This is a genomic window from Pantoea graminicola, from assembly GCF_048452665.1.
GTDB lineage: Bacteria > Pseudomonadota > Gammaproteobacteria > Enterobacterales > Enterobacteriaceae > Pantoea.
Genome location: NZ_JBLWSJ010000015.1, coordinates 1 through 25,660 on the forward strand (window position 1 = coordinate 1; position 25,660 = coordinate 25,660).

The following is a 25,660-nucleotide window of genomic DNA, read 5'->3' on the forward strand; positions in this document are numbered from 1 at the left end:
CTCAATCCGTTTCCCGTTGCCGGTGTGCCGTGTTGATGGAGGCGCATTATAGGGAGTTGTTCAGGCGACGCAACCCATAAATTGCATAAAAAAGCGTGTTCGCTGCATTCCACAGCAAAAGCCGCTGTTATACGCAGTTACGCACAATGTTATCCACACTGCATGGGTGAGATGAATTTAGACGAGCATCACGCAAACGTTTTCGCTACAATGCCGGACAGCGTTACGGCTACCCCTTTTCGGGGCGTTACCTGAGGTTTTTGATTTTTTACTTCTTATAGAGAAGAGAAAAGTGCGCTAAAACCTGATGTAACGCTCTTATATACGCGAAACAAAGCCAAGGGATAAACCACCATGCAACAACCTCGTCCTGTACGCCGCGCCTTGCTCAGTGTCTCTGACAAAGCCGGTATCCTCGAATTTGCTCAGGCGCTCTCCCATCGCGGTGTTGAACTGCTCTCTACAGGTGGAACCGCTCGCCTGCTGGCAGAGGCGGGTCTGGCTGTCACCGAAGTCTCTGACTACACCGGCTTCCCGGAAATGATGGATGGACGTGTCAAAACCCTGCATCCGAAAGTGCATGGCGGCATTTTAGGTCGTCGCGGCCAGGATGATGCCATCATGGCGCAGCATGACATCAGCCCAATCGACATGGTGGTCGTTAATCTTTATCCCTTTGCACAGACGGTTGCCCGTGAAGGATGTTCACTGGAAGATGCCGTAGAGAACATTGATATCGGCGGCCCGACCATGGTGCGCTCGGCTGCCAAGAACCATAAGGATGTGGCTATCGTGGTCAGCAGTGGCGACTACGAGGCGATCATCGCTGAGATGGATGCCCATGAGAATGGCCTGACGCTTGAGACCCGATTCGATCTGGCGATTAAGGCGTTTGAACACACTGCCTCGTACGACAGCATGATCGCTAACTACTTCGGCAGTCTTGTGCCCGCCTATCACGGCGAACGTAATCAGCCTGCCGGCCGCTTCCCTCGTACCCTGAATCTGAACTTCATTAAGAAGCAGGATATGCGCTACGGTGAAAACAGCCATCAGGATGCCGCCTTCTATATAGAAGAGAACATTGCTGAAGCCTCGGTAGCGACGGCGCAACAGGTTCAGGGCAAGGCACTCTCCTATAACAACATTGCCGACACAGACGCGGCGCTGGAGTGTGTGAAAGAGTTCAGCGAGCCCGCCTGCGTTATCGTCAAGCATGCCAACCCCTGCGGCGTGGCAACCGGTGACAGCCTGCTTTCAGCCTATGACCGCGCTTATCAGACCGACCCGACCTCCGCATTCGGCGGCATCATCGCCTTTAACCGCGAGCTGGATGAAGCAACGGCGCAGGCGATTATCAGCCGTCAGTTCGTCGAGGTGATCATCGCTCCGGCCGTTTCCGATGCGGCCCTGAAAATCACCGCAACTAAGCAGAACGTTCGTGTGCTGATTTGCGGTCAGTGGCAGACCCGCACGGCGGCGCTGGATTTCAAACGTGTGAACGGCGGCCTGCTGGTTCAGGATCGCGATCTCGGCATGGTCGACGCCAGCCAGCTGCGCGTTGTCAGCAAGCGTCAGCCGTCAGAACAGGAGCTGCGTGATGCGCTGTTCTGCTGGAAGGTGGCCAAATTTGTGAAATCGAACGCCATCGTTTATGCACGCGACGGCATGACGATCGGTATCGGCGCCGGGCAGATGAGCCGCGTCTATTCCGCGAAGATTGCGGGTATTAAAGCAGGTGATGAAGGTCTGGAAGTTAAAGGCTCGGCGATGGCGTCGGATGCGTTCTTCCCCTTCCGCGACGGTATTGATGCCGCAGCCGCAGTGGGTGTGAGCTGTGTGATCCAGCCTGGCGGCTCTATCCGCGATGAAGAAGTGATCGCGGCTGCGGATGAGCACGGCATTGCCATGATCTTCACCGACATGCGCCACTTCCGCCATTAATCACTCCGGAGAGTAACAGATGAAAATTTTAGTAATCGGCAACGGCGGACGTGAACATGCGCTGGCCTGGAAAGCCGCTCAGTCGCCGCTGGCGGAAACCGTGTTCGTTGCGCCGGGTAACGCCGGAACGGCACTGGAGCCAGCATTGCAGAATGTCGCCATCAGCGCGACCGATATCCCTGCCCTGCTTGAGTTTGCCCGGCGTGAAAAGATCGATCTGACGATTGTCGGGCCGGAAGCCCCGCTGGTGACTGGCGTGGTCGATGCTTTCCGTGAGGCCGGGCTTAAAATCTTTGGCCCGACCCAGGCCGCTGCACAGCTGGAAGGATCGAAAGCGTTTACCAAGGATTTCCTGGCGCGTCATCAGATCCCCAGCGCCGCTTACCAGAACTTCACCGAAGTTGAGCCGGCTCTGGCCTGGCTGCGCGAGAAAGGCGCGCCTATCGTCATTAAGGCCGATGGCCTGGCGGCGGGTAAAGGCGTGATTGTCGCGATGACGCTGCAGGAAGCCGAAGAGGCGGTGCAGGATATGCTGGCCGGTAACGCTTTTGGCGATGCCGGACACCGCATCGTGATTGAAGAGTTTCTTGAGGGTGAAGAAGCCAGCTTTATCGTTATGGTCGATGGCGAACATGTGCTGCCGATGGCCACCAGCCAGGATCATAAACGTGTCGGCGACGGCGACACCGGACCGAATACCGGCGGAATGGGGGCTTATTCACCGGCTCCGGTTGTGACGGATGAGATCCACCAGCGTGTCATGGATCAGGTTATCTGGCCGACCGTGCGTGGCATGGCCGCTGAAGGCAACGTCTACACCGGTTTTCTCTATGCCGGACTGATGATCGATCACACCGGTCAGCCGAAAGTGATCGAATTCAACTGCCGCTTTGGCGATCCGGAAACGCAGCCGATCATGCTGCGCCTGCAGTCGGATCTGGTCGATCTTTGCCTGGCCGCCTGCGACGGTAAGCTGGATCAAAAAACGTCAGAGTGGGATCCCCGTCCTGCGCTGGGCGTGGTGCTGGCGGCAGGCGGTTATCCGGGTGACTACGCGCAGGGCGATCAGATCCATGGTCTGCCACTGGAAGAAGTTGCGGATGGTAAGGTCTTCCATGCCGGAACCCGTCTGGAAGAGGATCGGGTACTGACCAACGGCGGCCGCGTGCTCTGTGTCACTGCGCTGGGTGAGGATGTGGCCGCCGCCCAGCAGCGCGCCTATGAGCTGACAAAGCCTATCTCGTGGCAGGGCAGCTTCTGCCGTCACGATATCGGCTACCGCGCGATTAATCGCAAATAAGTTCAGGGGGCACCCGGTGCCCCCTTTCCCTTCACATATCGTCTTCTGTCGGCTGCTGTGAGCACGCATCCTGCTGGCTCATCCGCAACAGCTGGACGCCTTCCGGCGCTTCAAGCCATGACACCATCAGCGGTGCCGGCGCATTACTCTGCTGCTGTATCAGCATCTGCACCGCATCAGCGTCAAATGCCGGTCTGACCTGCTGGCCTTCACAAAGGGTCACTCTCCCGTTTCCCTGCCAGTGTCCCTGCCGGAGAAACACACGGCCGCTCAGCAGCGCATCGCTGAGGTTACGCATCCGCTGCGCATCAAACTTATAGAGCTCAACTGCATCGGGGCTGACCGCTTCTCGGCGTCCTGCAAGCTGACGCTGCATAAAGGTAAGGCCGCCCGCCTGGTCAAAGCGCAGGGTCACATCATCGGGCGCATTCCCCTTTACCTGCCGCTGAATGCTGGTCAGGGCATCCTCCAGCCAGACATAGTCCGTTACCTCCCCCTCACCGCCGCTGAACGGCGTATAGAGAGTACGGATATGTACTGACTGATGATCGTTGTTTTTGCGCCAGATACGCACGACGCCGCGATCGGCAAGATAGCCGCTGGCAGAAAAGGGAGGAATATCCGGGGTGGTGCTACAGCCAAAAAGAAACAGGGAGAGAGAGAGAACAGATAAACGCTGAAACAGCGGGGTCATGATGGCAGGCCTCTTAAACAAAAGGGGCGAAACGCCCCCTGTTTTAAAGCTTAACCGCAGTGCGACGTCTTACTTAACGGCGTCTTTCAGCGCTTTACCAGACACGAATGCCGGTACGTTTGCTGCAGCGATTTTGATCTCTTTGCCAGTCTGCGGGTTACGACCGGTACGCTCAGCGCGGTGGTTCACTTTAAAAGTACCAAAACCAACCAGTTGTACAGCATCACCATCTTTCAGAGACTCAGTGATCGCAGCCAGAGTTGATTCCAGCGCTGCCTTTGCCTGGGTTTTAGACAGGTCAGCTTTTTCTGCGATCACATCAATCAGTTGAGTCTTGTTCATAAGTTATCCTTAAAGTGTATTTATCGCTTGCTAAGCAACGAGTGCGAGGGAAAAGCCATATTCTGGCACTCTTCTGCCTGCACGCACCGATAGCCACAATTTTCAGCCCCCCAAATGTAGACCAGAGAGGGGGCCGATGTGAAGCCTCCAGGCGCGCTAATTCGGGCCTGAAGTCACGTTTTATCGCCTTACTGCTGGAAATTTATACCAATGTTGCTAATTCCCGCTTCACGCAGGTCAGATCGCAGACCCTTAATCAATTCCAGGTCGCGCTCTTCACACTCCGCCAGCAGGCGGAAAATCTCCCACTGAAGGTCCCACTCATCAATGACAGCCGGGTTTTCACGCAGCTCTTCGTCGGTCATCTCGCGCCCTGCCTGGGTCATTTCCAGCATGGCCACCGTCGTAATTGAGGTCCTGCTGACTTCAATGGCATGCTCAAGCGTTTCCCCGCTCAGCTGCGCATGAACGACTTCGCTCAATGCCACGCAGGCATCGATAGCCGGATAGACGCCGTAAACCTCAAACGCATCGCCATCAGGAATGGCGGCTTCGAGCTTTTCCAGCTGGCTGTCGAAGTTAATCTTCGCATCTTTGACCGTCAGGCTTTCCCAGATCAGATCAAGAATACGACGATAGAGTGCCGGTTCGGCAAATTCAGTCTGCTCGCAGAATGCGTGATAGTTGGGATACATGCGTTCGCAGAGGCAGGCCATAAAAGTCAGGTGCTGCCAGCTTTGCAGCTTCGCCAGACGCAGATGAACGGGATTTTGTAACATAAAGGTGGCTCTTATTCGTTTCGCTGGCCGCAGTGTAACTGCAAAAGCGCAGCACAAACAGTGTTAAAGCGCGTTTTGCCAGCGCTGGAAAGCGGTTCGGTTGGAGGCGACCGCATCCGCCCAGCGTGTCGGTTCCGGCAGACGGTAACCGCGCGTACAATTTTCAACCCACTGTAGCGCGGTATCCAGGCTGACCCGATGCCCCGTGGCGACAAACAGCGGATTGCAGCGCTGCTTGCTGCGCCAGACCCAGCCTATCTGTTCGCCTTTGTCCATCAGCGGCTGACGACTGCCAGGCTGCGCGTCAGGCTCTTCAAAACGGCCACACAGGCGGCGCTTGGCGACCCCAATCGTCGGGACATCCACCAGCAGGCCAAAATGTGACGCGACGCCGAGCCGTCTGGGATGGGAGATACCGTGTCCATCCACAAACAGCAGGTCAGGCTTCTGCTCCAGCATCTCCCACGCCGCCATCAGCGCCGGATATTCCCGGAACGAGAGGAAGCCCGGAATATAGGGCATGGTGGTTTCAATACGGGCGATGCGGTGCTCCACCAGCTTCAGCGAGGGATATTCCAGCACGACCATCGCCGCCCGCGTGATCGCGCCCTCCTGTTCGAATCCTACGTCCGCTCCGCCAATAAAGCGGGGCGGCAGTACGTCAAAGTCATCTTCACGCACCACGTCAGCGGCGCGTTGAAGCTGCTCAGCGCGAAGTGCGGCAATATCCATGATTACTCCTGATGCCAGGGACGTGACAGACGGTGCACCGCCTCCACAAAGACGCCGGCATTTTCTGGCGGGACATCCTGATGAATACCGTGCCCCAGATTGAAGACGTGGCCGGTGCCCGCGCCAAAGCGCTCAAGGATACCCGCCACTTCCTGTTCGATACGCTCAGGGGCCGCATAGAGCATAGAGGGGTCCATATTGCCCTGGAGCGCCACTTTGTCGCCTACGCGACGGCGTGCGTCATCGATATCGGTGGTCCAGTCGAGACCCAGCGCATCACAGCCGGTGGCCGCCATCGCTTCCAGCCACTGTCCGCCCCCTTTGGTGAACAGCGTCACCGGCACCCGGCGGCCGTCGTTTTCACGCAGCAGGCCATCGACAATTTTGTGCATGTAGTGGAGTGAAAACTCGCGGTAATCACGACCGGTCAGCACGCCGCCCCAGGTGTCAAACACCATCACGGACTGCGCACCGGCGCGGATCTGCGCGTTGAGATAGAGAATGACGCTGTCGGCCAGCTTGTCCAGCATTGCGTGCAGCGTCGCGGGCTCGGCATACATCATCTTTTTGATGCGGGTAAAGGCCTTGCTGCTGCCGCCTTCGACCATATAGGTCGCCAGCGTCCAGGGGCTGCCCGAGAAGCCAATCAGCGGCAGTTCGCCGTTGAGATTTTTACGGATGGTGCGGACGGCATTCATCACATAGCCCAGCTCCATTTCCGGATCGGGCACCGGTAAACGCTCAACGTCTGCACGGCAGGTCACAGGGTTAGCGAAACGCGGACCTTCACCCGCTTCAAAATAGAGTCCCAGTCCCATCGCATCCGGAATAGTCAGGATGTCACTGAAGAGGATGGCGGCATCCAGCGGATAACGGCGCAGCGGCTGCAGAGTCACTTCGCAGGCCAGCTCGGCGTTTTTACACAGCGATATAAAGTCACCCGCCTGGGCGCGCGTCGCTTTGTACTCCGGCAAATAGCGCCCGGCTTGTCGCATCATCCATACCGGCGTGACATCGACCGGCTGACGTAACAGGGCACGCAAATAACGATCGTTCTTCAGTTCACTCATCTCAACACTCTCTCAATAACAGGCGTGTAGTGTAGCACTTTCACGCTTCCGCGCGGCACAGGGCGACGGTATCTTCAATCAGGCGGCGCGCCACGGTGCCCGGCGGAGGCAGCAGCGGCAGATCATCGAAACGGAACCAGGCCGCATCCAGCAGCTCTTTGCCATCGTGCTGCAGATCGCCACTTTCATACTCCGCCATAAACGCCGTCATCAGAGATTGCGGGAAGGGCCACGGCTGGGAGGTGACATAACGGACGTTTTTGATGCGGATATTGCTCTCTTCCATGACCTCGCGGGCGACGGCCTGCTCCAGGGTTTCGCCGACCTCGACAAACCCCGCCAGTACGGTGTAAACCTTGTTGCGATGCCGGGCATGATTCGCCAGCAGGATCTCATCGCCGCGACGGATAGCCACAATGATGCAGGGTGCGATCTGCGGATAGTAGCGTTCGCGACAATGGCTGCACAGACAGGCAAACTCATGTTTGCTGTGATGCATTTCATGCCCGCAGTAGCCGCACCAGCGATGAGAGCGGTAGAACTCTGCCAGCTGCACGCCGCGTCCGGCCAGCTGAAACAGTTCCACATCCTGATCGATCAGCTGCCGCACCGAAAACATCTCTGCTGAGCGCGGCTCGCAAATCAGCCAGACTTTTTCACCCTGCCACTCCCCAATCGTCCGGGCTTTACTGCCCGTTAAACCAAATTTTTCGGCGTTTCCGTGGGGTAAATCACCTTGTGGCAACCAAAGTTTCTGTTCATGGCTGACAATCCACCATCCAGCGTCTACGCTTGAGATTTCGCATTGCATTTATTTCGTCATCCTTAGCGTCAAATCGCACGCTGAAGCCCTGATGTTAAGTGTGTAGATAAACAACTATAACTCACATGGAGTTAGATATGCTTAACCAGTTAGAAGTCCTGGCTGAACGCGTAGGTGGCAGTAATGAACTGGTCGATTCATGGCTTGAAGCCCGTCGTCAGCTGCTGGTGAACTATTATCACCTCGTCGGTCTTAAACCCAACAAAGAGGCGCTGACGCGTCTGGATGAGCAGGCGCTGGACAACTTCTGTCACAGCCTGGTCGATTACCTTTCTGCAGGTCACTTCAGCATCTATGAGCGCGTCATCAATGAGATGAGTGGTGACAGCCCGATGATTGCCGCTGCGCAGATCTACCCGCCGCTGGAAGCGAATACGGAGCGTCTGATGCAGCTGTATGATGGTCACCTGCAGCAGGCGATTGACGATGAGAACTGCATGACCTTCCAGCAGGCACTGTCCGAAGTGGGCGAGGTGCTGGAAGCGCGCTTTACGCTGGAAGATAAGCTGATCCAGCTCGCGTGGGATAATCAGCTGGCCGCGCCGCCCGTGGCCAACGACAGCCAGATCGCCCGTCCGGCATAATGCCGATTCGTAACAGGGGTATTGAGATTATCCGATAGCCCTTTTATGCTGAACAGGTTCTGAGGCAGAGACGCCAAAGAACCTTTTTTATTTGTGTGTTGAAATATCACGTTTTTACCGCTGAGGCTGCGCTAAGCGCCTGCGTAAAAACCGCTTCTTGTCGGAGTGCCCATCCGGGCTGAGACCGTTAATTCGGGATCCGCGGAACCTGATCAGGTTAGAACCTGCGAAGGGAACAAGAGTAATCAGTCGCTGTCTGCCAGCCGTTGTGCGCTGTCTGTACGCTTACTCCTTCCGGACTCCGGACAAGCATCGTTTCCCTTTAACAGGAAGATTGCTATGTCTGACCCTAAAATGACCCGTCGTGAACAACGCGCCCAGGCGCAGGCGTTTATCCACTCCCTGCGGGGTGGCAGTGCGTTTCCCCGCTCCCGTCGCATCTGGATAACCGGCAGCCGGGACGATATCCGCGTGCCGATGCGGGAAATCGAAATGACGCCGACCCATACCGGCGGCAGTAAAGAAGCGCCACTTTATGAGCAGAATGAAGCCGTGCCGGTCTATGACACGGCGGGTGCCTATGGCGATCCCGCCGCAGAGATCGATGTGCATCGTGGTCTGGCGAAGCTGCGCGCCGGCTGGATTGCAGAACGCGACGACAGTGAACCACTGAGCCAGAACAGCTCCGGCTATACCCAGCAGCGGCTGGCCGATGAGGGGCTGGACCACCTGCGTTTCGACCAGCTGCCGACCCCGCGACGCGCCCGCGCAGGCCGCCGCGTTACGCAGCTGCACTACGCCCGTCAGGGGATCGTTACCCCGGAGATGGAGTTCATCGCTCTGCGGGAAAATATGGGCCGGGAACGCATCCGCGCGGAGGTGCTGCTGCAACAGCATCCGGGCCACAGTTTTGGCGCACATCTGCCCGCCGCGATAACGCCCGAGTTCGTGCGGCAGGAGGTAGCGGCCGGTCGCGCCATCATCCCGGCCAATATCAACCACCCTGAATCGGAACCGATGATCATCGGCCGCAACTTTCTGGTGAAGGTCAACGCCAATATCGGCAATTCCGCGGTGACCTCTTCCATTGAAGAGGAAGTGGAGAAGCTGGTCTGGTCCACCCGCTGGGGCGCCGATACGGTGATGGATCTCTCCACCGGACGCTATATCCATGAAACGCGCGAATGGATCCTGCGCAACAGCCCGGTGCCCATCGGCACCGTCCCGATCTATCAGGCGCTGGAAAAAGTGAATGGCGTGGCCGAGTCGCTGAACTGGACGATCTTCCGGGATACGCTGCTTGAGCAGGCGGAACAGGGGGTGGATTACTTCACCATCCACGCGGGCGTGCTGCTGCGCTATGTGCCGATGACGGCGAAGCGGCTGACCGGCATTGTGTCACGCGGCGGGTCGATCATGGCGAAATGGTGTCTGTCGCACCATCAGGAGAACTTTCTCTATCAGCATTTCCGGGAAATCTGTGAAATCTGCGCCGCTTATGATGTCGCCCTGTCACTGGGTGACGGTTTACGTCCGGGTTCGATTCAGGATGCCAACGATGAGGCGCAGTTTGCCGAGCTGCGCACCCTGGGCGAACTGACCCGCATCGCCTGGGAGTATGACGTTCAGGTGATGATTGAAGGGCCGGGCCATGTGCCGATGCACATGATCCGCCGCAACATGACCGAACAGCTCGACCTGTGCGATGAAGCGCCCTTCTACACGCTTGGCCCACTGACCACCGATATCGCGCCCGGCTATGACCATTTCACCTCCGGTATCGGCGCCGCCATGATCGGCTGGTTTGGCTGCGCCATGCTCTGTTACGTCACCCCTAAAGAGCATCTGGGCCTGCCGAACAAGGAGGATGTGAAACAGGGATTGATCACCTACAAAATCGCGGCGCACGCCGCCGATCTGGCGAAAGGCCATCCGGGCGCGCAGATCCGCGATAACGCGATGTCCAAAGCACGCTTTGAATTCCGCTGGGAAGATCAGTTCAATCTGGCCCTCGATCCCCACACCGCCCGGACGATGCATGACGAAACCCTGCCGCAGGCGTCGGGCAAGGTGGCGCACTTCTGCTCAATGTGCGGCCCGAAATTCTGCTCGATGAAAATTTCCCAGGAGGTGCGCGCGTTCGCCGCCCGCCAGGATACGCGCGCCGAGCCTGTCACCGTAGGCATGGCGCAGATGTCAGACCGTTTTCGTCGCCACGGCGGTGAACTCTATCACCCCGCCGACACCCTGAAGGAGGATTAACGATGCCCGCATTTCCTGCTACCGCCCCGCGCCTGGGGCTTTATCCGGTGGTTGACAGCCCCGACTGGATCGCCCGCCTGCTGGAGGCGGGCGTCCGCACGATCCAGCTGCGCATCAAAGATCAGCCCGAGGCGATCGCTGAGCCTGCCATTGCGCAGGCGATTGCGCTGGGGAAACGTTACGATGCGCGCCTGTTTATCAATGATTACTGGGCGCTGGCGATAAAGCATCAGGCTTATGGCGTGCATCTGGGGCAGGAGGATCTGGATGTCGCCGATCTTGACCGCATTCGGCAGGCCGGCTTACGGCTGGGGATCTCGACCCATGATGATGCGGAACTGGATCGCGCCCTGGCGATCCAGCCCTCTTACATCGCGCTGGGCCATATATTCCCGACTCAGACCAAAGCGATGCCGTCTGCGCCGCAGGGCCTTGAGCAGCTGAAACAGCATCTGGCCCGTCTGACCGACATCCCTACCGTGGCGATTGGCGGGATCTCGATAGCCCGTGCGCCCGGGGTGCTGGCTACCGGCGTGGGCAGCATTGCGGTGGTGAGTGCGATTACCCAGGCGGAGGACTGGCGTGCCGCCACCGCGACGCTGCTGGCGCTGACCGAAGGCGATGGGCAGGGATGCTGAGATCTGTTCCGCAGCGCGACGGCAAAACGGGTAACACCGGTATGCTCTGCGGAAAGCCTGTCGCAGAAGAGAAAGTTGCCGCTGGCGCGCTGGGGTGCAGAGCCTTAACGTGGGCGTCGTCAGGTTAAGGTTATCTGACCAGGGCCGGTTCACTCCTCTTGCCGGCCCTGCCTCCTTGTTCACGATGTCAGCGCGGAGGCCGGGCCTGGCGTCTCATGCTGACATGAGATCATCGCGCGTTCAACGGCCGCCCCGACCTGTGCCAGTGCCTGTTCAGTCTGTTCGTTAACAGGCAGGCCGTAGTTCAGACGCAGGCAGTTACGGTATTTACCTGAGGCCGAAAACAGTGAACCTACGGCGATCTGTATTTTCGACTCGCGCAGTTCACGGTTAAGCCGGACCGCGTCGAAGGCCTCGGGGAGTTCGATCCACATCAGAAAGCCGCCCTGAGGACGTGACACGCAGATACCGCAGGGAAAGTAGTGGCGCACCCAGCAGCTGAAGCGTTCATAGTTGCGGTGATAGATCTGCCGCATCCGGCGCAGATGGGGCTGATAATGGCCCTGACGGATAAATTCGGAGACCGCATGCTGAGGCTGCGTGGCGGTGGAGCCGGTAACGATATATTTCATATGCAGTACGCGGTCACGATAGCGGCCGGGTACCACCCAGCCGACACGCAAACCCGGCGCCAGCGTTTTTGAAAAGGAGCTGCAGAGCAGAACCCGGCCGTCCAGATCAAACGCTTTGATAGCCGGAGGCCGCGGATAGTCCCAGGCCAGTTCACCATACACATCATCTTCGATAATCGCGGCGTCAAACCGCTGCGCCAGCGCCAGCAACGCCCGCTTACGCGACTCCGGCATGATAAATCCCAGCGGATTATTACAGTTCGGCACAACCACAACAGCTTTGATCGGCCACTGGTCGAAGGCCAGTTCCAGCGCCTCCAGACTGATGCCGGTCGCCGCATCGGTCGGGATCTCGATGGCGCGGATGCCAAAGCCGCGCAGCGTCTGCATAATGCCGTGAAACGACGGTGACTCAACGGCAATAATATCACCCGGCTCGCAGACCGCCCGGACGCTAACGGATAACGCTTCGTGACAGCCGGTGGTAATCACAATCTCCCCGGCCGTGAGCTGGCAGCCGCTATCGATCGCCAGCCGTGCTATCTGCTGTCGCAGCGCGAGTACGCCATAAAGATTGTCATAGTTAAGCAGCGCGGTTTCCTGCTTCTGCGCCTGGCGGCCGAACGCTTTCCAGAGCGGCTTAAGCGTCGGCTGCGTCAGATCGGGCATCCCGCTGCCCAGCTGCAGGACATCCTCTTCCAGCCGACCGTTAATCAGCTCCAGCACCGCATCCCACTGTGTGACCTCCACCGGCCGCTGCACGGGGCGCGTCAGCGCCGGGATCGGCGGTGTCGATTTACAGGCGGCGACAAAGTAGCCGGAGCGTGACTGCGGCGTGATCATCTGCTTCTCTTCCAGCAGATGATAAGCCTGCTGTACCGTACTGATACTGACGCCATGTTCAGCACTGAGGGTACGCACCGAAGGCAGACGTTCCCCACTGCGGTACAGCCCCTGTTCGATGCGCTGAGCCAGCAGCGAAGCCAGATGTTCATAACGGGTCATTGTATTTACTCCGGCTCAGATGCTGAGCAGTAACAAGTACAGTTGAGCTCCGTTTTTACCATTCAGATCGTGTTTACCGCAATCTGTATGTTAAAAAAAGGTGATTTTTGAATCTGTATCATACAGACCGCTTTGCGGAAAATAGCCTCTCACATCACTGAGGGCACTATCATGGGATACGATGAGAATCGCGCAGCTAAGCCATTTACCGGTACGCCTTACCACCTGGTTCGTTATCTGTGGCGCTGTTTCAGACGCTGGCAGCTGCGGCGGGAGACCACTGCCATTCTGTCGAAGCTGAGTGACCAGCAGCTCAGGGATATTGGCATCCGCCGTAATGAGTGGAAAGCCTGAAAAAGAGATAAAAAAAACCCTGCCGGAGCAGGGTTTTTTATCAGGCGGGGACGATTAATCGTCTTTGTTGCCGCCGAGACCGGCGTTCAGCAGTTCAGCCAGGCTGGCTGATGCTTCATCCGCAGTCACCTGCGGTACAACGGGTACTTCGCCTGCCGCTTTGCGACGCATACGATCCTGATGGTACGCATAACCGGTACCGGCCGGGATCAGACGACCCACGATCACGTTCTCTTTCAGGCCGCGCAGTTCGTCGCGCTTGCCTGCTACTGCGGCTTCGGTCAGGACACGGGTGGTCTCCTGGAACGATGCAGCAGAGATGAACGATTCGGTAGCCAGTGACGCTTTGGTAATACCCAGCAGGTCACGCACGTAGGTTGCGCCCACTTTTCCGTTCGCTTCCAGATCACGGTTAGAGATCTTGATGCGAGAGTACTCAGCCTGCTCACCTTCCAGGAAGTCTGCACCGCCTGCGCTCACGATGGTGGCTTTACGCAGCATCTGACGAACGATGACTTCGATGTGCTTATCGTTAATCTTAACGCCCTGCAGGCGGTAAACTTCCTGCACTTCGTTAGTGATGTAACGGGTCACCGCATGCACGCCACGCAGACGCAGGATGTCATGTGGAGACTCTGGGCCATCGGAAACCACGTCACCGCGCTCAACACGTTCACCTTCGAACACGTTCAGCTGACGCCATTTCGGAATCATCTCTTCGTATGGCTCGCTGCCATCCAGCGGAGTGATCACCAGACGACGTTTACCTTTGGTCTCTTTACCGAAGGAGATGATGCCGCTGATCTCCGCCAGGATTGCTGGCTCTTTCGGACGACGCGCTTCGAACAGGTCAGCAACGCGTGGCAGACCACCGGTAATATCCTTGGTACCGCCCGATTCCTGCGGTACACGCGCCAGGGTGTCACCGGCACTGATTTTCACGCCATCTTCCAGCTGAACAATCGCTTTACCTGGCAGGAAGTACTGAGCCGGCATGTCGGTGCCCGGGATCAGAACGTCGTTGCCGCTGGCATCAACAATTTTCAGCGCAGGACGCAGATCTTTACCGCCTGACGTACGCTCAGCACTGTCCAGAACCACCAGCGAAGACAGACCGGTTAAGTCATCTGTCTGACGGGTAATGGTCTGGCCATCGATCATGTCCGTGAAGCGAATGAAACCGCCCACTTCGGTGATAACTGGCATGGTATGCGGATCCCAGTTCGCCACGGTCTCGCCCGCAGCAACCTGCTCACCATCACCTTTCGCCATGGTAGAACCGTAAGGAACTTTATAGCTCTCTTTGGTACGACCAAATTCATCGATCATTTTCAGTTCGACGTTACGCGAGGTGATCACCAGCTTACCGGCCGAGTTCGTTACCGACTTGGCGTTGGTCAGCTTGATGGTACCTTTGTTCTTCACCTGAATGCTGGATTCAGCAGCCGCACGCGATGCCGCACCACCGATGTGGAACGTACGCATCGTCAGCTGTGTACCCGGCTCACCGATGGACTGTGCCGCGATAACACCGATCGCTTCACCTTTGTTGATGATGTGACCGCGTGCCAGGTCGCGACCGTAGCAATGCGCACACACACCAAAGTCGGTTTCACAACCTACAACAGAGCGAACTTTCAGGCTGTCTACAGAGTTCAGTTCCAGCACGTCACACCAGTGCTCATCGAGCAGGGTGTTGCGTGGGACCAGAATATCTGCAGTACCTGGCTTCAGAACGTCTTCAGCAGTCACACGACCCAGTACACGTTCACGCAGCGGCTCTTTCACGTCGCCACCTTCGATGACTGGCGTCATCATGATGCCTTCGTGTGTACCACAGTCATCTTCAGTCACAACCAGGTCCTGAGCAACGTCAACCAGACGACGCGTCAGATAACCGGAGTTCGCTGTTTTCAGTGCGGTATCCGCAAGACCTTTACGCGCACCGTGGGTTGAGATGAAGTACTGGAGTACGTTCAGCCCTTCACGGAAGTTCGCCGTGATGGGTGTTTCAATGATCGAGCCATCCGGCTTCGCCATCAGACCACGCATACCGGCCAGCTGACGAATCTGTGCAGCAGAACCACGCGCACCGGAGTCGGCCATCATAAAGATGCTGTTAAAGGAAACCTGTTTCTCTTCTTCGCCGTCACGGTTAATCACGGTTTCTGTTGAGAGGTTTTCCATCATCGCCTTGGCAACACGTTCGTTAGCTGCGGCCCAGATATCGATGACTTTGTTGTAACGTTCGCCGGCGGTAACCAGACCCGACTGGAACTGCTCCTGGATCTCAGCCACTTCCGCTTCCGCTTCGGTGATGATTTCCACTTTCTTCTCTGGGATCACCATGTCGTCGATGCCGACTGACGCGCCTGAACGGGCAGCGTAGGCGAAACCGGTATACATGGTCTGGTCAGCGAAGATAACGGTCGGCTTCAGGCCCAGAATGCGGTAACAGGTGTTCAGCATTTTGGAGATAGCTTTTTTACCCAGCGCCTGGTTAACGATGGAGTAAGGCAGACCTTTTGGCACGATCATCCACAGGATGGCGCGACCGATAGTTGTGTCAATCAGGCTGGTTTTTGCGACCCACTCATCCTGCTCATTTTTCTCGTGTTCGGTGATACGCACCTTCACGCGAGCATGCAGAGACGCGAGGCCAGCGCGATAAATACGCTCAGCTTCTTTCGGGCCAGTCAGCACCATGCCTTCGCCTTTGGCGTTAACACAGTCACGGGTCATGTAGTACAGACCCAGTACAACGTCCTGAGAAGGAACGATGATTGGCTCGCCGTTCGCAGGTGACAGGATGTTGTTGGTCGACATCATCAGCGCACGCGCTTCCAGCTGGGCTTCCAGCGTCAGCGGTACGTGAACAGCCATCTGGTCACCATCGAAGTCGGCGTTATAGGCCGCACAGACCAGCGGGTGAAGCTGAATCGCTTTACCTTCGATCAGAACCGGTTCAAAGGCCTGAATACCCAGACGGTGCAGCGTAGGCGCACGGTTCAGCAGAACCGGGTGCTCACGGATCACTTCGTCGAGGATATCCCAGACAACCGCTTCTTCGCGCTCAACCATTTTCTTCGCGGCTTTGATGGTGGTGGCCAGGCCACGCAGTTCCAGCTTGCCGTAAATGAACGGTTTGAACAGCTCGAGTGCCATTTTCTTCGGCAGGCCGCACTGATGCAGACGCAGGTATGGACCAACGGTGATAACGGAACGACCAGAGTAGTCGACACGTTTACCCAGCAGGTTCTGACGGAAACGACCCTGCTTACCTTTGATCATGTCTGCCAGCGATTTCAGCGGACGCTTGTTGGAACCGGTGATCGCACGACCGCGACGACCGTTATCCAGCAGGGCATCTACTGCTTCCTGCAGCATACGCTTTTCGTTGCGCACGATGATGTCTGGCGCAGCCAGATCCAGCAGGCGCTTCAGACGGTTGTTACGGTTGATCACGCGACGATAGAGATCGTTCAGATCCGACGTTGCGAAACGACCACCATCCAGCGGAACCAGCGGACGCAGATCCGGTGGCAGAACAGGCAGCACGGTCAGGATCATCCACTCTGGCTTGTTACCAGACTGTACGAACGCTTCCAGCAGCTTGATACGCTTGGTCAGTTTTTTGCGTTTGGTTTCGGAGTTGGTTTCGTTCAGCTCTTCACGCAGCTGCTCGCACTCCTGCTCCAGATCCATGTTTTTCAACAGGGCCTGGATCGCTTCGGCGCCCATTTTAGCGTCGAACTCGTCACCGAACTCTTCCAGTGCATCAAGGTACTGCTCTTCAGTCAGGATCTGACGCTTCTCGAGGTTGGTCATGCCACCTTCGATTACCACGTAAGATTCAAAGTAGAGCACGCGCTCGATGTCACGCAGCGGCATATCCAGCAGTAAGCCGATACGCGATGGCAGTGACTTCAGGAACCAGATGTGCGCAGTCGGCGACGCCAGTTCGATGTGGCCCATACGCTCACGGCGTACTTTAGTCTGGGTCACTTCAACGCCGCACTTCTCACAAATCACACCACGGTGTTTCAGGCGCTTATACTTACCGCACAGGCACTCATAGTCTTTTACCGGCCCGAAGATACGGGCACAGAACAGACCATCGCGCTCTGGCTTGAAAGTACGGTAGTTAATGGTTTCTGGCTTTTTCACTTCACCAAAAGACCAGGAACGGATCATGTCTGGCGAAGCCAGCGCAATTTTGATCGCATCAAACTCTTCGGTCTTAGTTTGCGCTTTCAGAAACTTAAGTAAGTCTTTCACGGATTAGCTCCCGTCGGAGTGAGACTCAGGGGGCGTCCAACCGAAATTGAACGCCCCGTAACCAGTACAATTGCGAGCGCTTTAAACCCGGCGCTTTCAGGCAACGGCGAACCGCTGCCTGAAATGGGGTTACTCGTCTTCCAGCTCGATGTTGATACCCAGCGAGCGAATCTCTTTCAACAGTACGTTGAAGGATTCCGGCATGCCCGGTTCCATCTGATGGTTGCCGTCAACGATGTTTTTATACATCTTGGTACGGCCGTTGACGTCATCAGACTTAACGGTAAGCATTTCCTGCAGGGTATAGGCGGCACCGTAAGCTTCCAGTGCCCATACTTCCATCTCACCAAAGCGCTGACCACCGAACTGCGCCTTACCACCCAGCGGCTGCTGAGTAACCAGGCTGTAGGAACCGGTAGAACGTGCATGCATCTTGTCATCAACCAGGTGGTTAAGTTTCAGCATGTACATGTAGCCAACGGTAACCTGACGTTCGAACTGCTCACCGGTACGGCCGTCAAACAGGGTAATCTGACCGGAAGAAGGCAAGCCGCCGAGCTGTAACAGCTCTTTGATTTCGCTCTCTTTCGCGCCATCAAACACCGGAGTGGCGATAGGCATACCTTTCTTCAGGTTCTCAGCCAGACGCAGAACTTCGTCATCGGAGAAGGTGTTCAGGTCAACTCTCTGACGCAGGTCAGTACCCAGGTCATAGGCGCGCTGGATGAATTCGCGCAGTTTCGCGACTTCTTCCTGCTTCTTCAGCATGGCGTTGATCTTCTCGCCGATGCCTTTCGCCGCCATACCCAGGTGGGTTTCCAGAATCTGACCGATGTTCATACGCGATGGTACGCCCAGCGGGTTCAGAACGATGTCGACCGGCGTGCCGTTTTCATCGTAAGGCATATCTTCGATCGGGTTGATCTTGGAGATAACACCTTTGTTACCGTGACGACCTGCCATCTTGTCACCCGGCTGAATCTGACGCTTAACGGCCAGATAAACCTTAACGATTTTCAGCACGCCTGGTGCCAGATCATCGCCCTGGGTGATCTTACGACGCTTACCTTCGAGTTTCTTCTCAAACTCGTGCTTCAGTTCGTCGTACTGCTCGGCCAGCTGTTCCAGCTGGTTTTGCTTAGCTTCGTCGTTCAGACCCAGCTCCAGCCAGCGCTCACGCGGCAGCTTGTCCAGTTTGTCTGCTTCAACGCCACCGGAGATCAGGACGTTCTGAATACGGCTGAACAGGCCCGCTTCCAGAATCTGCAGCTCTTCAGACAGGTCTTTCTTCGCCTGCTTCAGCTGCATCTCTTCGATTTCCAGCGCACGTTTGTCTTTTTCCACGCCATCGCGGGTAAAGACCTGAACGTCGATCACGGTACCTGACACGCCATTCGGTACGCGCAGTGACGAATCTTTCACGTCAGAGGCTTTTTCACCGAAGATCGCGCGCAGCAGTTTCTCTTCTGGCGTCAGCTGGGTTTCACCTTTCGGCGTTACCTTACCGACCAGAATGTCACCACCGGTCACTTCAGCACCGATGTAGACGATGCCTGACTCATCCAGTTTAGAGAGTGCGGCTTCACCCACGTTCGGGATGTCAGCGGTGATCTCTTCCGGCCCCAGTTTGGTGTCACGCGACACGCAAGCCAGTTCCTGAATGTGGATGGTGGTAAAGCGATCTTCCTGCACCACGCGCTCGGAGACCAGGATGGAGTCTTCGAAGTTGTAACCGTTCCACGGCATGAACGCGACGCGCATGTTCTGACCCAGCGCCAGTTCACCCAGATCGGTGGACGGGCCATCAGCCAGCACATCACCACGTTCAACCGGCTCACCCAGAGAGACACATGGCATCTGGTTGATACAGGTGTTCTGGTTAGAACGGGTGTATTTGGTCAGGTTATAGATGTCGATACCGGCTTCGCCAGCATACATCTCATCTTCGTTCACCTTGATCACGATACGTGATGCGTCAACGTACTGAACGGTACCGCCACGTTTAGCAACGGCGGTAACACCGGAGTCAACGGCAACAGCACGTTCCATACCGGTACCCACCAGCGGCTTATCAGCACGCAGAGTCGGAACGGCCTGACGTTGCATGTTCGCACCCATCAGAGCACGGTTGGCGTCATCGTGTTCCAGGAACGGGATCAGGGATGCACCGACAGAAACCACCTGCTGGGTGGAAACGTCCATGTAGTCAACCTGATCGCGGCTGAACAGGCTCGATTCGCCTTTGCTACGGCAGGTGACCAGGTCATCCACAAACGCGCCGTTGTCATCCAGCGGGGCGTTCGCCTGTGCGATAACGTAGTTACCCTCTTCGATAGCAGAGAGGTAATGAATCTCGTCAGAGACCAGGCCATCGATCACACGGCGATACGGGGTTTCAAGGAAACCGTACTCATTGGTCTGCGCATAAACAGACAAGGAGTTGATCAGACCGATGTTCGGACCTTCAGGGGTCTCGATTGGGCAGACACGACCGTAGTGCGTTGGGTGTACGTCACGCACTTCGAAGCCGGCACGCTCACGCGTCAGACCACCCGGGCCGAGAGCAGAGATACGACGTTTGTGCGTAATCTCTGACAGCGGGTTGTTCTGGTCCATGAACTGAGACAGCTGGCTTGAACCAAAGAACTCTTTGACCGCAGCCGAAATCGGCTTAGCGTTGATCATGTCCTGTGGCATCAGGGTATCCAGATCGCCCAGTGACAGACGCTCTTTAACCGCACGCTCAACACGGACCAGACCCACGCGGAACTGGTTCTCAGCCATTTCGCCGACTGAACGAATACGACGGTTGCCGAGGTGGTCGATATCGTCCACTTCGCCTTTACCGTTACGGATGTCGATCAGCTTCTTCATCACTTCGATGATGTCTTCTTTGCTCAGGATACCCGAACCTTCGATTTCATCACGCAGCAATGAGCGGTTGAATTTCATACGGCCGACAGCAGACAGGTCGTAACGATCTTCAGAGAAGAAGAGGTTTTCGAACAGGTTCTCTGCGGCTTCACGCGTTGGCGGCTCACCAGGACGCATCATGCGGTAGATCTCAACCAGGGCGCTCAGGCGATCGCTGGTTGGGTCAACACGCAGGGTCTCAGACATATATGGACCGTGGTCCAGATCGTTGGTGAACAGCGTTTCGATGCGCTTGTGACCGGACTGGCTCAGTTTAGCCAGCAGATCCAGCGACAGCTCCATGTTCGCTGCAACAATCAGCTCACCGGTGCTCTCATCGATGTAATCTTTCGCGACCACTTTGCCCGCGATATATTCAACCGGAACTTCGATGTGCTGAATGCCATCTTTTTCCAGCTGACGGATATGGCGCGCAGTGATGCGGCGACCTTTTTCGACGTAGACGGTGCCGTTCGCTTCGATATCGAAGGTCGCAGTTTCACCGCGCAGGCGCTCAGGTACCAGCTCCATCTGCAGCTTGTTGTCACGGATTTCAAAGACCACTTTCTCAAAGAAGAGATCGAGGATCTGAGGCGTCGTGAACTGTAACGCACGCAGGATGATAGTGGCCGGCAGCTTACGACGACGGTCAATACGGACAAACAGGTTATCTTTCGGGTCAAACTCAAAGTCGAGCCATGAACCGCGGTAAGGGATGATACGTGCGTTATAAAGCACTTTACCCGAAGAGTGGGTTTTACCCTTATCGCTGTCAAAGAACACGCCAGGACTACGGTGCAGCTGAGAAACGATAACGCGCTCGGTACCGTTGATGACAAAGGTACCGTTGTCGGTCATGAGCGGAATTTCGCCCATGTAGACTTCTTGTTCTTTAATATCTTTTACGGTGCCTTCTGGCGCTTCGCGCTCATAGATCACCAGACGCAGTTTCACGCGCAGCGGTGCCGAATAGGTCACGCCACGGATCTGACACTCTTTCACGTCAAAGACAGGTTCGCCCAGGCGATAGCTGACATACTGCAGCTCAGAGTTGCCGCTGTAGCTCGCAATAGGGAATACAGAGCGGAATGCAGCTTCCAGCCCGTACTGACCTTCTGGATCTTGCTCGATAAACTTCTGGAACGAGTCGAGCTGGATGGAAAGGAGATAAGGTATGTCCAGTACTTGTGGACGTTTACCAAAATCCTTACGAATACGTTTTTTCTCGGTATAGGAGTAAACCATAGGGTTCCTCAGCTAGCTGACAAGTCGACCCACGCTGTCCGTCCTGACAGGACAGTTCATGCAACACGATTTTGTTTGATTCACTGGCTGCGGGGCAGCAGTGCAATACCTCTTTCTATCACGCTTAAATCATTTCATCGCTTTTGCGAAGGCAGGGAACCCACTCAGGAAAGCGGTATATTAAGTCGTCGATAGAGAAAGATATTGAAGAGTAGCAATGGACAAACAGTGTGAAACCCCATTGAAACCCTGTAGCGCAAAAAGGCTGGTGACCAAAAAGTCACCAGCCATCAGTCTGAAACTACTCAGACTGCAACCCGAGGGTTGTCTTACTTAACTTCAACTTCAGCGCCAGCTTCTTTCAGAGCAGCTTCAAGTGCAGCTGCGTCATCTTTGCTGATGCCTTCTTTGATCACGCCAGTTGCTTCAACCAGATCTTTGGCTTCTTTCAGGCCCAGACCAGTTGCAGTACGTACGGCTTTGATTACTGCTACTTTGTTCGCGCCAACAGCTTTCAGTACGACGTCGAATTCAGTTTTTTCTTCAACAGCTTCAGCCGGGCCCGCAGCAACAGCTACAGCAGCAGCAGCAGAAACGCCGAATTTTTCTTCCATAGCAGAAACCAGCTCAACTACTTCCATTACGGACATAGCTGCAACAGCTTCCAGAATTTGGTCTTTAGTGATAGACATAACAATTGTTCCTAAGAATCAGAAAAAGTTTATACGTTAGCAAACACGAAGAAAAAGAGTCTGGCCTTAAGCCGCTTCTTTTGCGTCGCGTACAGCAGCCAGAGTGCGGACCAGTTTGCCAGCAGCGGCTTCTTTCATGGTCGACATCAGACGTGCCAGTGCTTCTTCGTAAGTCGGCAGCGTTGCCAGACGGTCAATATTGGCCGCCGTGATCAGCTCACCTTCAAAGGCTGCAGCTTTGACCTCAAATTTTGCATTCGCTTTCGCGAAATCTTTGAACAGACGAGCAGCAGCGCCCGGGTGTTCCAAAGAATATGCAATCAGGGTCGGACCAACAAACGTGTCTTTCAGGCACTCAAACTGAGTACCTTCAACGACGCGGCGCAGCAGGGTGTTACGAACAACACGCATGTAAACGCCAGCTTCACGACCTGCTTTACGCAGTTCGGTCATTTTATCAACGGTAACGCCACGGGAATCCGCAACAACCGCTGAAAGCGCACCTTTGGCTACTTCGCTGACTTCAGCAACAATCGCTTGTTTGTCTTGAAGATTTAATGCCATTAGCTTTTGCTCCTGGATTTGACCGGGAAAGGATTTCCCCGGAACTCACTTCACTCATTCACCCGAGGGGAAATAAGCGCTCGAACACGGTGAGCAGAATCCAGCTAAGAAAAAATTCTTTTGGTTCTGTCACCGTCTACGCAGGATATTAAGCAGTTTATCCGGAGATAAGCCGCTCCTGCGGTCTTGGACGGAGGCCAGGATAAGGCCTGGCTCCAACCTAAATTCTGTGCGACGCAGCAGAGGCAGAAGAAAAGCGATAACGCTCCGTTCCGGCTCTCTGGTGTCCTGTTCTGTTAATAACAGAACAACGGGCGTAAGATTCTAGGTGAATTTTTCGCCCGTTTCAAGCAGCAATTAGTTTGCTGTTGCGTTCAGACCCGCCTGGTCAACGGCAACGCCGGCGCCCATGGTGGTTGAAAGGCTGACTTTCTTGATGTACACGCCTTTCGCCTGAGAGGGTTTTGCTTTTTTCAGCGCAACCAGCAGAGATTCCAGGTTTTCTTTCAGTTTGTCAGCGTCAAAGTCCACTTTACCGATGGTCGTGTGGATGATGCCGTTTTTGTCGTTACGATAACGAACCTGACCCGCTTTAGCGTTCTTAACCGCTTCAGCAACGTTAGGCGTTACAGTACCAACTTTCGGGTTTGGCATCAGGCCGCGTGGACCCAGAATCTGGCCCAGCTGGCCAACAACGCGCATTGCATCCGGAGAAGCAATAACAACGTCAAAATTCATTTCGCCTTTCTTGATCTGCTCAGCCAGGTCTTCCATACCAACCAGCTCCGCGCCTGCTGCTTTAGCAGCTTCAGCGTTAGCACCCTGGGTGAAGACAGCAACACGTACTGAACGACCAGTACCGTGTGGCAGAACGGTCGCGCCGCGTACGTTCTGATCAGATTTACGTGCATCGATGCCGAGGTTGACAGCAACGTCAACGCTTTCAACGAACTTGGCAGTAGCCAGTTCTTTCAGCAGAGCAACAGCTTCAGCAATGTCATACTGCTTGGTCGCGTCAACTTTGTCGCGAATTACGGTCATGCGCTTGGTCAGCTTAGCCATTTCTTAGTCCTCTACTACCAGGCCCATGGAACGAGCAGTACCTTCGATTGAGCGAGTCATCGCTTCAACGTCAGAACCAGTCATGTCCGCAGCTTTGGTTTCTGCGATTTCACGTACCTGAGCACGAGTCACTTTACCGACTTTATCTTTGTTCGGCTTACCAGAACCAGACTTGATGCCCGCTGCTTTTTTCAGCAGTACGGCAGCCGGAGGCGTTTTGGTAATGAAAGTGAAAGAGCGGTCGCTGTATACGGTGATAACAACAGGAGTCGGCAGACCTTTTTCCAGAGATTCGGTCTTGGCGTTGAACGCTTTACAGAATTCCATGATGTTAACACCCTGCTGACCCAGAGCTGGACCAACCGGTGGACTTGGGTTCGCCATACCAGCTGCAACCTGCAGCTTGACGTAGGCTTGGACTTTCTTAGCCATGATATTTCCTCAATTGGGTTATAGCGCCTGTAAAAAGGCTCCCCGTGATAACGATTTATACGCTGTTGCCAGCGCATAAAAACAAAAGGCGCGAAATTGTAGTTAAATTTCGCGCCTGCTGCAACAGCTAATTTGTGAGCGGAAAGAGGTTAACCTTTCTCCACCTGACCGAAGTCGAGTTCGACCGGCGTTGCACGTCCGAAGATGGAAACGGAAACCGTCAGGCGGCTCTTCTCGTAATCCACATCTTCGACGACACCGTTAAAGTCGGCAAAAGGACCGTCGTTAACACGAACCATTTCACCTGGCTCAAACAGCGTTTTCGGACGGGGCTTGTCACCGACCTGCTGCAGACGGTTCATGATCGCATCAACTTCTTTGTCGCTGATCGGTGCCGGACGGTCAGATGTTCCGCCGATGAAACCCATCACGCGCGGGACACTGCGCACCAGGTGCCAGCTGGCGTCATTCATCACCATCTGAACCAGTACATATCCCGGGAAAAACTTGCGCTCGCTCTTACGACGCTGGCCACCACGAATCTCAACGACTTCTTCAGTCGGAACCATGACGTCGCCAAACAGCTCTTCCATGTTATGCAATTTGATATGCTCGCGCAGCGATTGAGCTACGCGGCCTTCAAAACCGGAAAACGCCTGTACGACGTACCAGCGTTTCTTTGGAGCTTCAGACATCTCAGAACCTCAGGCCAGTGATAAACGATACCAGACGGACCAGAATACCATCCAGCCCCCACAAAATCAGTGACATCACGGCAGTCACCGCGGCAACGATTAACGTGGTGTGCAGCGTTTCCTGGCGGGTTGGCCAGATAACCTTACGCATTTCTGTTCTTGCTTCACGAGCAAAAGCCACGGTCGCTTTGCCTTTGGTCGTTAAAAGCGCAATGCCGCCAGCCGCTGCAATCAGTACAACTACGGCTAACGCGCGCAGTGGCAGTGATACATCACGATAGAGGTAGTTACCTACAATCGCCGCAAGCAGCAGTACCACGACTGCTACCCACTTTACCGCTTCCAGGCCACGCCCGCTCCCTTGAGCTTCGGTATTCGCACTCATAAACCAACCTGCCACAATAATTCAGAAACTATTCTGCCCCGCAGTGCGAGGCGTCCAAACCGAATGAGCTTTTGAGGCGTAACTCGGTATCTAACGCCGCATGACAGAGCCTGTCTCAGCAATGATTATGATCGAAGAAATCACTGATGAGCCAGGTTCTATAAAACAGCGTGCAAAAAGGGCATCAAATGATGCCCTTTCCGTGTGCATTGCGTCAAACGTTATCGGTAATTAT

At 55.6% G+C, this 25,660-nt stretch carries 21 protein-coding genes and 1 riboswitch; of the genes, 6 read left to right on the forward strand and 15 right to left on the reverse strand.

Annotation, left to right across the window (positions count from 1 at the left end):
- The first annotated feature begins 354 nt into the window (after positions 1-354).
- Positions 355-1,944, forward strand: a complete 1,590-nt coding sequence (gene purH, locus ACNY69_RS21385) for a bifunctional phosphoribosylaminoimidazolecarboxamide formyltransferase/IMP cyclohydrolase (protein ID WP_367395995.1) — start codon at positions 355-357, stop codon at positions 1,942-1,944.
- A gap of 19 nt (positions 1,945-1,963) precedes the next feature.
- A complete protein-coding gene (purD, locus tag ACNY69_RS21390) occupies positions 1,964-3,244 on the forward strand; it encodes a phosphoribosylamine--glycine ligase (RefSeq protein WP_111141239.1) in 1,281 nt (426 codons plus the stop codon).
- Positions 3,245-3,275: 31 nt separating this feature from the next.
- Here the strand turns inward: purD and ACNY69_RS21395 are convergent, their stop codons facing one another.
- From ACNY69_RS21395 to nudC, 6 genes are all read right to left on the reverse strand, one after another.
- On the reverse strand, positions 3,276-3,938 hold the full coding sequence (locus ACNY69_RS21395; protein ID WP_367395993.1) for a DUF1481 domain-containing protein: 663 nt from the start codon (positions 3,936-3,938) through the stop codon (positions 3,276-3,278).
- A gap of 69 nt (positions 3,939-4,007) precedes the next feature.
- Positions 4,008-4,280 (reverse strand): nucleoid-associated protein HU-alpha, encoded by a 273-nt coding sequence (gene hupA, locus ACNY69_RS21400; RefSeq protein WP_003850136.1) that lies wholly within the window; start codon positions 4,278-4,280, stop codon positions 4,008-4,010.
- A 188-nt stretch (positions 4,281-4,468) separates the two neighbouring features.
- Positions 4,469-5,059 (reverse strand): YjaG family protein, encoded by a 591-nt coding sequence (locus tag ACNY69_RS21405; protein ID WP_111141241.1) that lies wholly within the window; start codon positions 5,057-5,059, stop codon positions 4,469-4,471.
- 63 nt (positions 5,060-5,122) lie between these two features.
- Complete coding sequence (gene nfi / locus ACNY69_RS21410) at positions 5,123-5,791, reverse strand: deoxyribonuclease V (protein WP_111141242.1); 669 nt, start codon at positions 5,789-5,791, stop codon at positions 5,123-5,125.
- 2 nt (positions 5,792-5,793) lie between these two features.
- Positions 5,794-6,861 (reverse strand): uroporphyrinogen decarboxylase, encoded by a 1,068-nt coding sequence (gene hemE / locus ACNY69_RS21415; RefSeq protein WP_418800293.1) that lies wholly within the window; start codon positions 6,859-6,861, stop codon positions 5,794-5,796.
- A gap of 40 nt (positions 6,862-6,901) precedes the next feature.
- Positions 6,902-7,672 carry an NAD(+) diphosphatase gene (nudC, locus tag ACNY69_RS21420; protein WP_111141244.1) on the reverse strand — a complete coding sequence of 257 codons (771 nt, stop codon included), beginning with the start codon at positions 7,670-7,672 and terminating at the stop codon, positions 6,902-6,904.
- Positions 7,673-7,761: 89 nt separating this feature from the next.
- On the opposite strand from nudC, the gene rsd reads away from it, so the two are divergent.
- From rsd to thiE, 3 genes are all read left to right on the forward strand, one after another.
- Positions 7,762-8,268, forward strand: coding sequence for a sigma D regulator (gene rsd / locus ACNY69_RS21425; protein ID WP_111141245.1), 507 nt, complete (start codon positions 7,762-7,764; stop codon positions 8,266-8,268).
- Positions 8,269-8,419: 151 nt separating this feature from the next.
- Positions 8,420-8,520, forward strand: a riboswitch (TPP riboswitch).
- A gap of 87 nt (positions 8,521-8,607) precedes the next feature.
- Positions 8,608-10,530 (forward strand): phosphomethylpyrimidine synthase ThiC, encoded by a 1,923-nt coding sequence (gene thiC, locus ACNY69_RS21430; RefSeq protein ID WP_418800296.1) that lies wholly within the window; start codon positions 8,608-8,610, stop codon positions 10,528-10,530.
- Positions 10,531-10,532: 2 nt separating this feature from the next.
- Positions 10,533-11,168 (forward strand): thiamine phosphate synthase, encoded by a 636-nt coding sequence (gene thiE / locus ACNY69_RS21435; RefSeq protein ID WP_111141247.1) that lies wholly within the window; start codon positions 10,533-10,535, stop codon positions 11,166-11,168.
- Between the two features lie 179 nt (positions 11,169-11,347).
- Here thiE and ACNY69_RS21440 read toward each other — a convergent pair whose 3' ends face one another.
- The gene (locus ACNY69_RS21440) at positions 11,348-12,805 is read right to left on the reverse strand and encodes an aminotransferase-like domain-containing protein (RefSeq protein WP_111141248.1); all 1,458 of its coding nucleotides are present in this window, start codon (positions 12,803-12,805) and stop codon (positions 11,348-11,350) included.
- Positions 12,806-12,976: 171 nt separating this feature from the next.
- Between ACNY69_RS21440 and ACNY69_RS21445 the strand changes: the two genes are divergently transcribed.
- Entirely contained in the window at positions 12,977-13,159 is a 183-nt protein-coding gene (locus ACNY69_RS21445) for a DUF1127 domain-containing protein (protein WP_111141249.1), read from the forward strand.
- Between the two features lie 54 nt (positions 13,160-13,213).
- Here the strand turns inward: ACNY69_RS21445 and rpoC are convergent, their stop codons facing one another.
- From rpoC to secE, 8 genes are all read right to left on the reverse strand, one after another.
- The gene (gene rpoC, locus ACNY69_RS21450; RefSeq protein ID WP_418800300.1) at positions 13,214-17,437 is read right to left on the reverse strand and encodes a DNA-directed RNA polymerase subunit beta'; all 4,224 of its coding nucleotides are present in this window, start codon (positions 17,435-17,437) and stop codon (positions 13,214-13,216) included.
- Positions 17,438-17,566: 129 nt separating this feature from the next.
- Positions 17,567-21,595 carry a DNA-directed RNA polymerase subunit beta gene (gene rpoB, locus ACNY69_RS21455; protein ID WP_111141251.1) on the reverse strand — a complete coding sequence of 1,343 codons (4,029 nt, stop codon included), beginning with the start codon at positions 21,593-21,595 and terminating at the stop codon, positions 17,567-17,569.
- A 329-nt stretch (positions 21,596-21,924) separates the two neighbouring features.
- Positions 21,925-22,287 (reverse strand): 50S ribosomal protein L7/L12, encoded by a 363-nt coding sequence (rplL, locus tag ACNY69_RS21460; RefSeq protein ID WP_009092660.1) that lies wholly within the window; start codon positions 22,285-22,287, stop codon positions 21,925-21,927.
- A gap of 66 nt (positions 22,288-22,353) precedes the next feature.
- Complete coding sequence (rplJ, locus tag ACNY69_RS21465; protein WP_028722878.1) at positions 22,354-22,851, reverse strand: 50S ribosomal protein L10; 498 nt, start codon at positions 22,849-22,851, stop codon at positions 22,354-22,356.
- Between the two features lie 357 nt (positions 22,852-23,208).
- Complete coding sequence (gene rplA / locus ACNY69_RS21470) at positions 23,209-23,913, reverse strand: 50S ribosomal protein L1 (protein WP_009092662.1); 705 nt, start codon at positions 23,911-23,913, stop codon at positions 23,209-23,211.
- A gap of 3 nt (positions 23,914-23,916) precedes the next feature.
- Positions 23,917-24,345 carry a 50S ribosomal protein L11 gene (gene rplK / locus ACNY69_RS21475; protein ID WP_006121495.1) on the reverse strand — a complete coding sequence of 143 codons (429 nt, stop codon included), beginning with the start codon at positions 24,343-24,345 and terminating at the stop codon, positions 23,917-23,919.
- A 149-nt stretch (positions 24,346-24,494) separates the two neighbouring features.
- Positions 24,495-25,040, reverse strand: a complete 546-nt coding sequence (nusG, locus tag ACNY69_RS21480) for a transcription termination/antitermination protein NusG (RefSeq protein WP_003848088.1) — start codon at positions 25,038-25,040, stop codon at positions 24,495-24,497.
- A 1-nt stretch (position 25,041) separates the two neighbouring features.
- Positions 25,042-25,425 (reverse strand): preprotein translocase subunit SecE, encoded by a 384-nt coding sequence (secE, locus tag ACNY69_RS21485; RefSeq protein WP_111142233.1) that lies wholly within the window; start codon positions 25,423-25,425, stop codon positions 25,042-25,044.
- Positions 25,426-25,660: the final 235 nt, after the last annotated feature.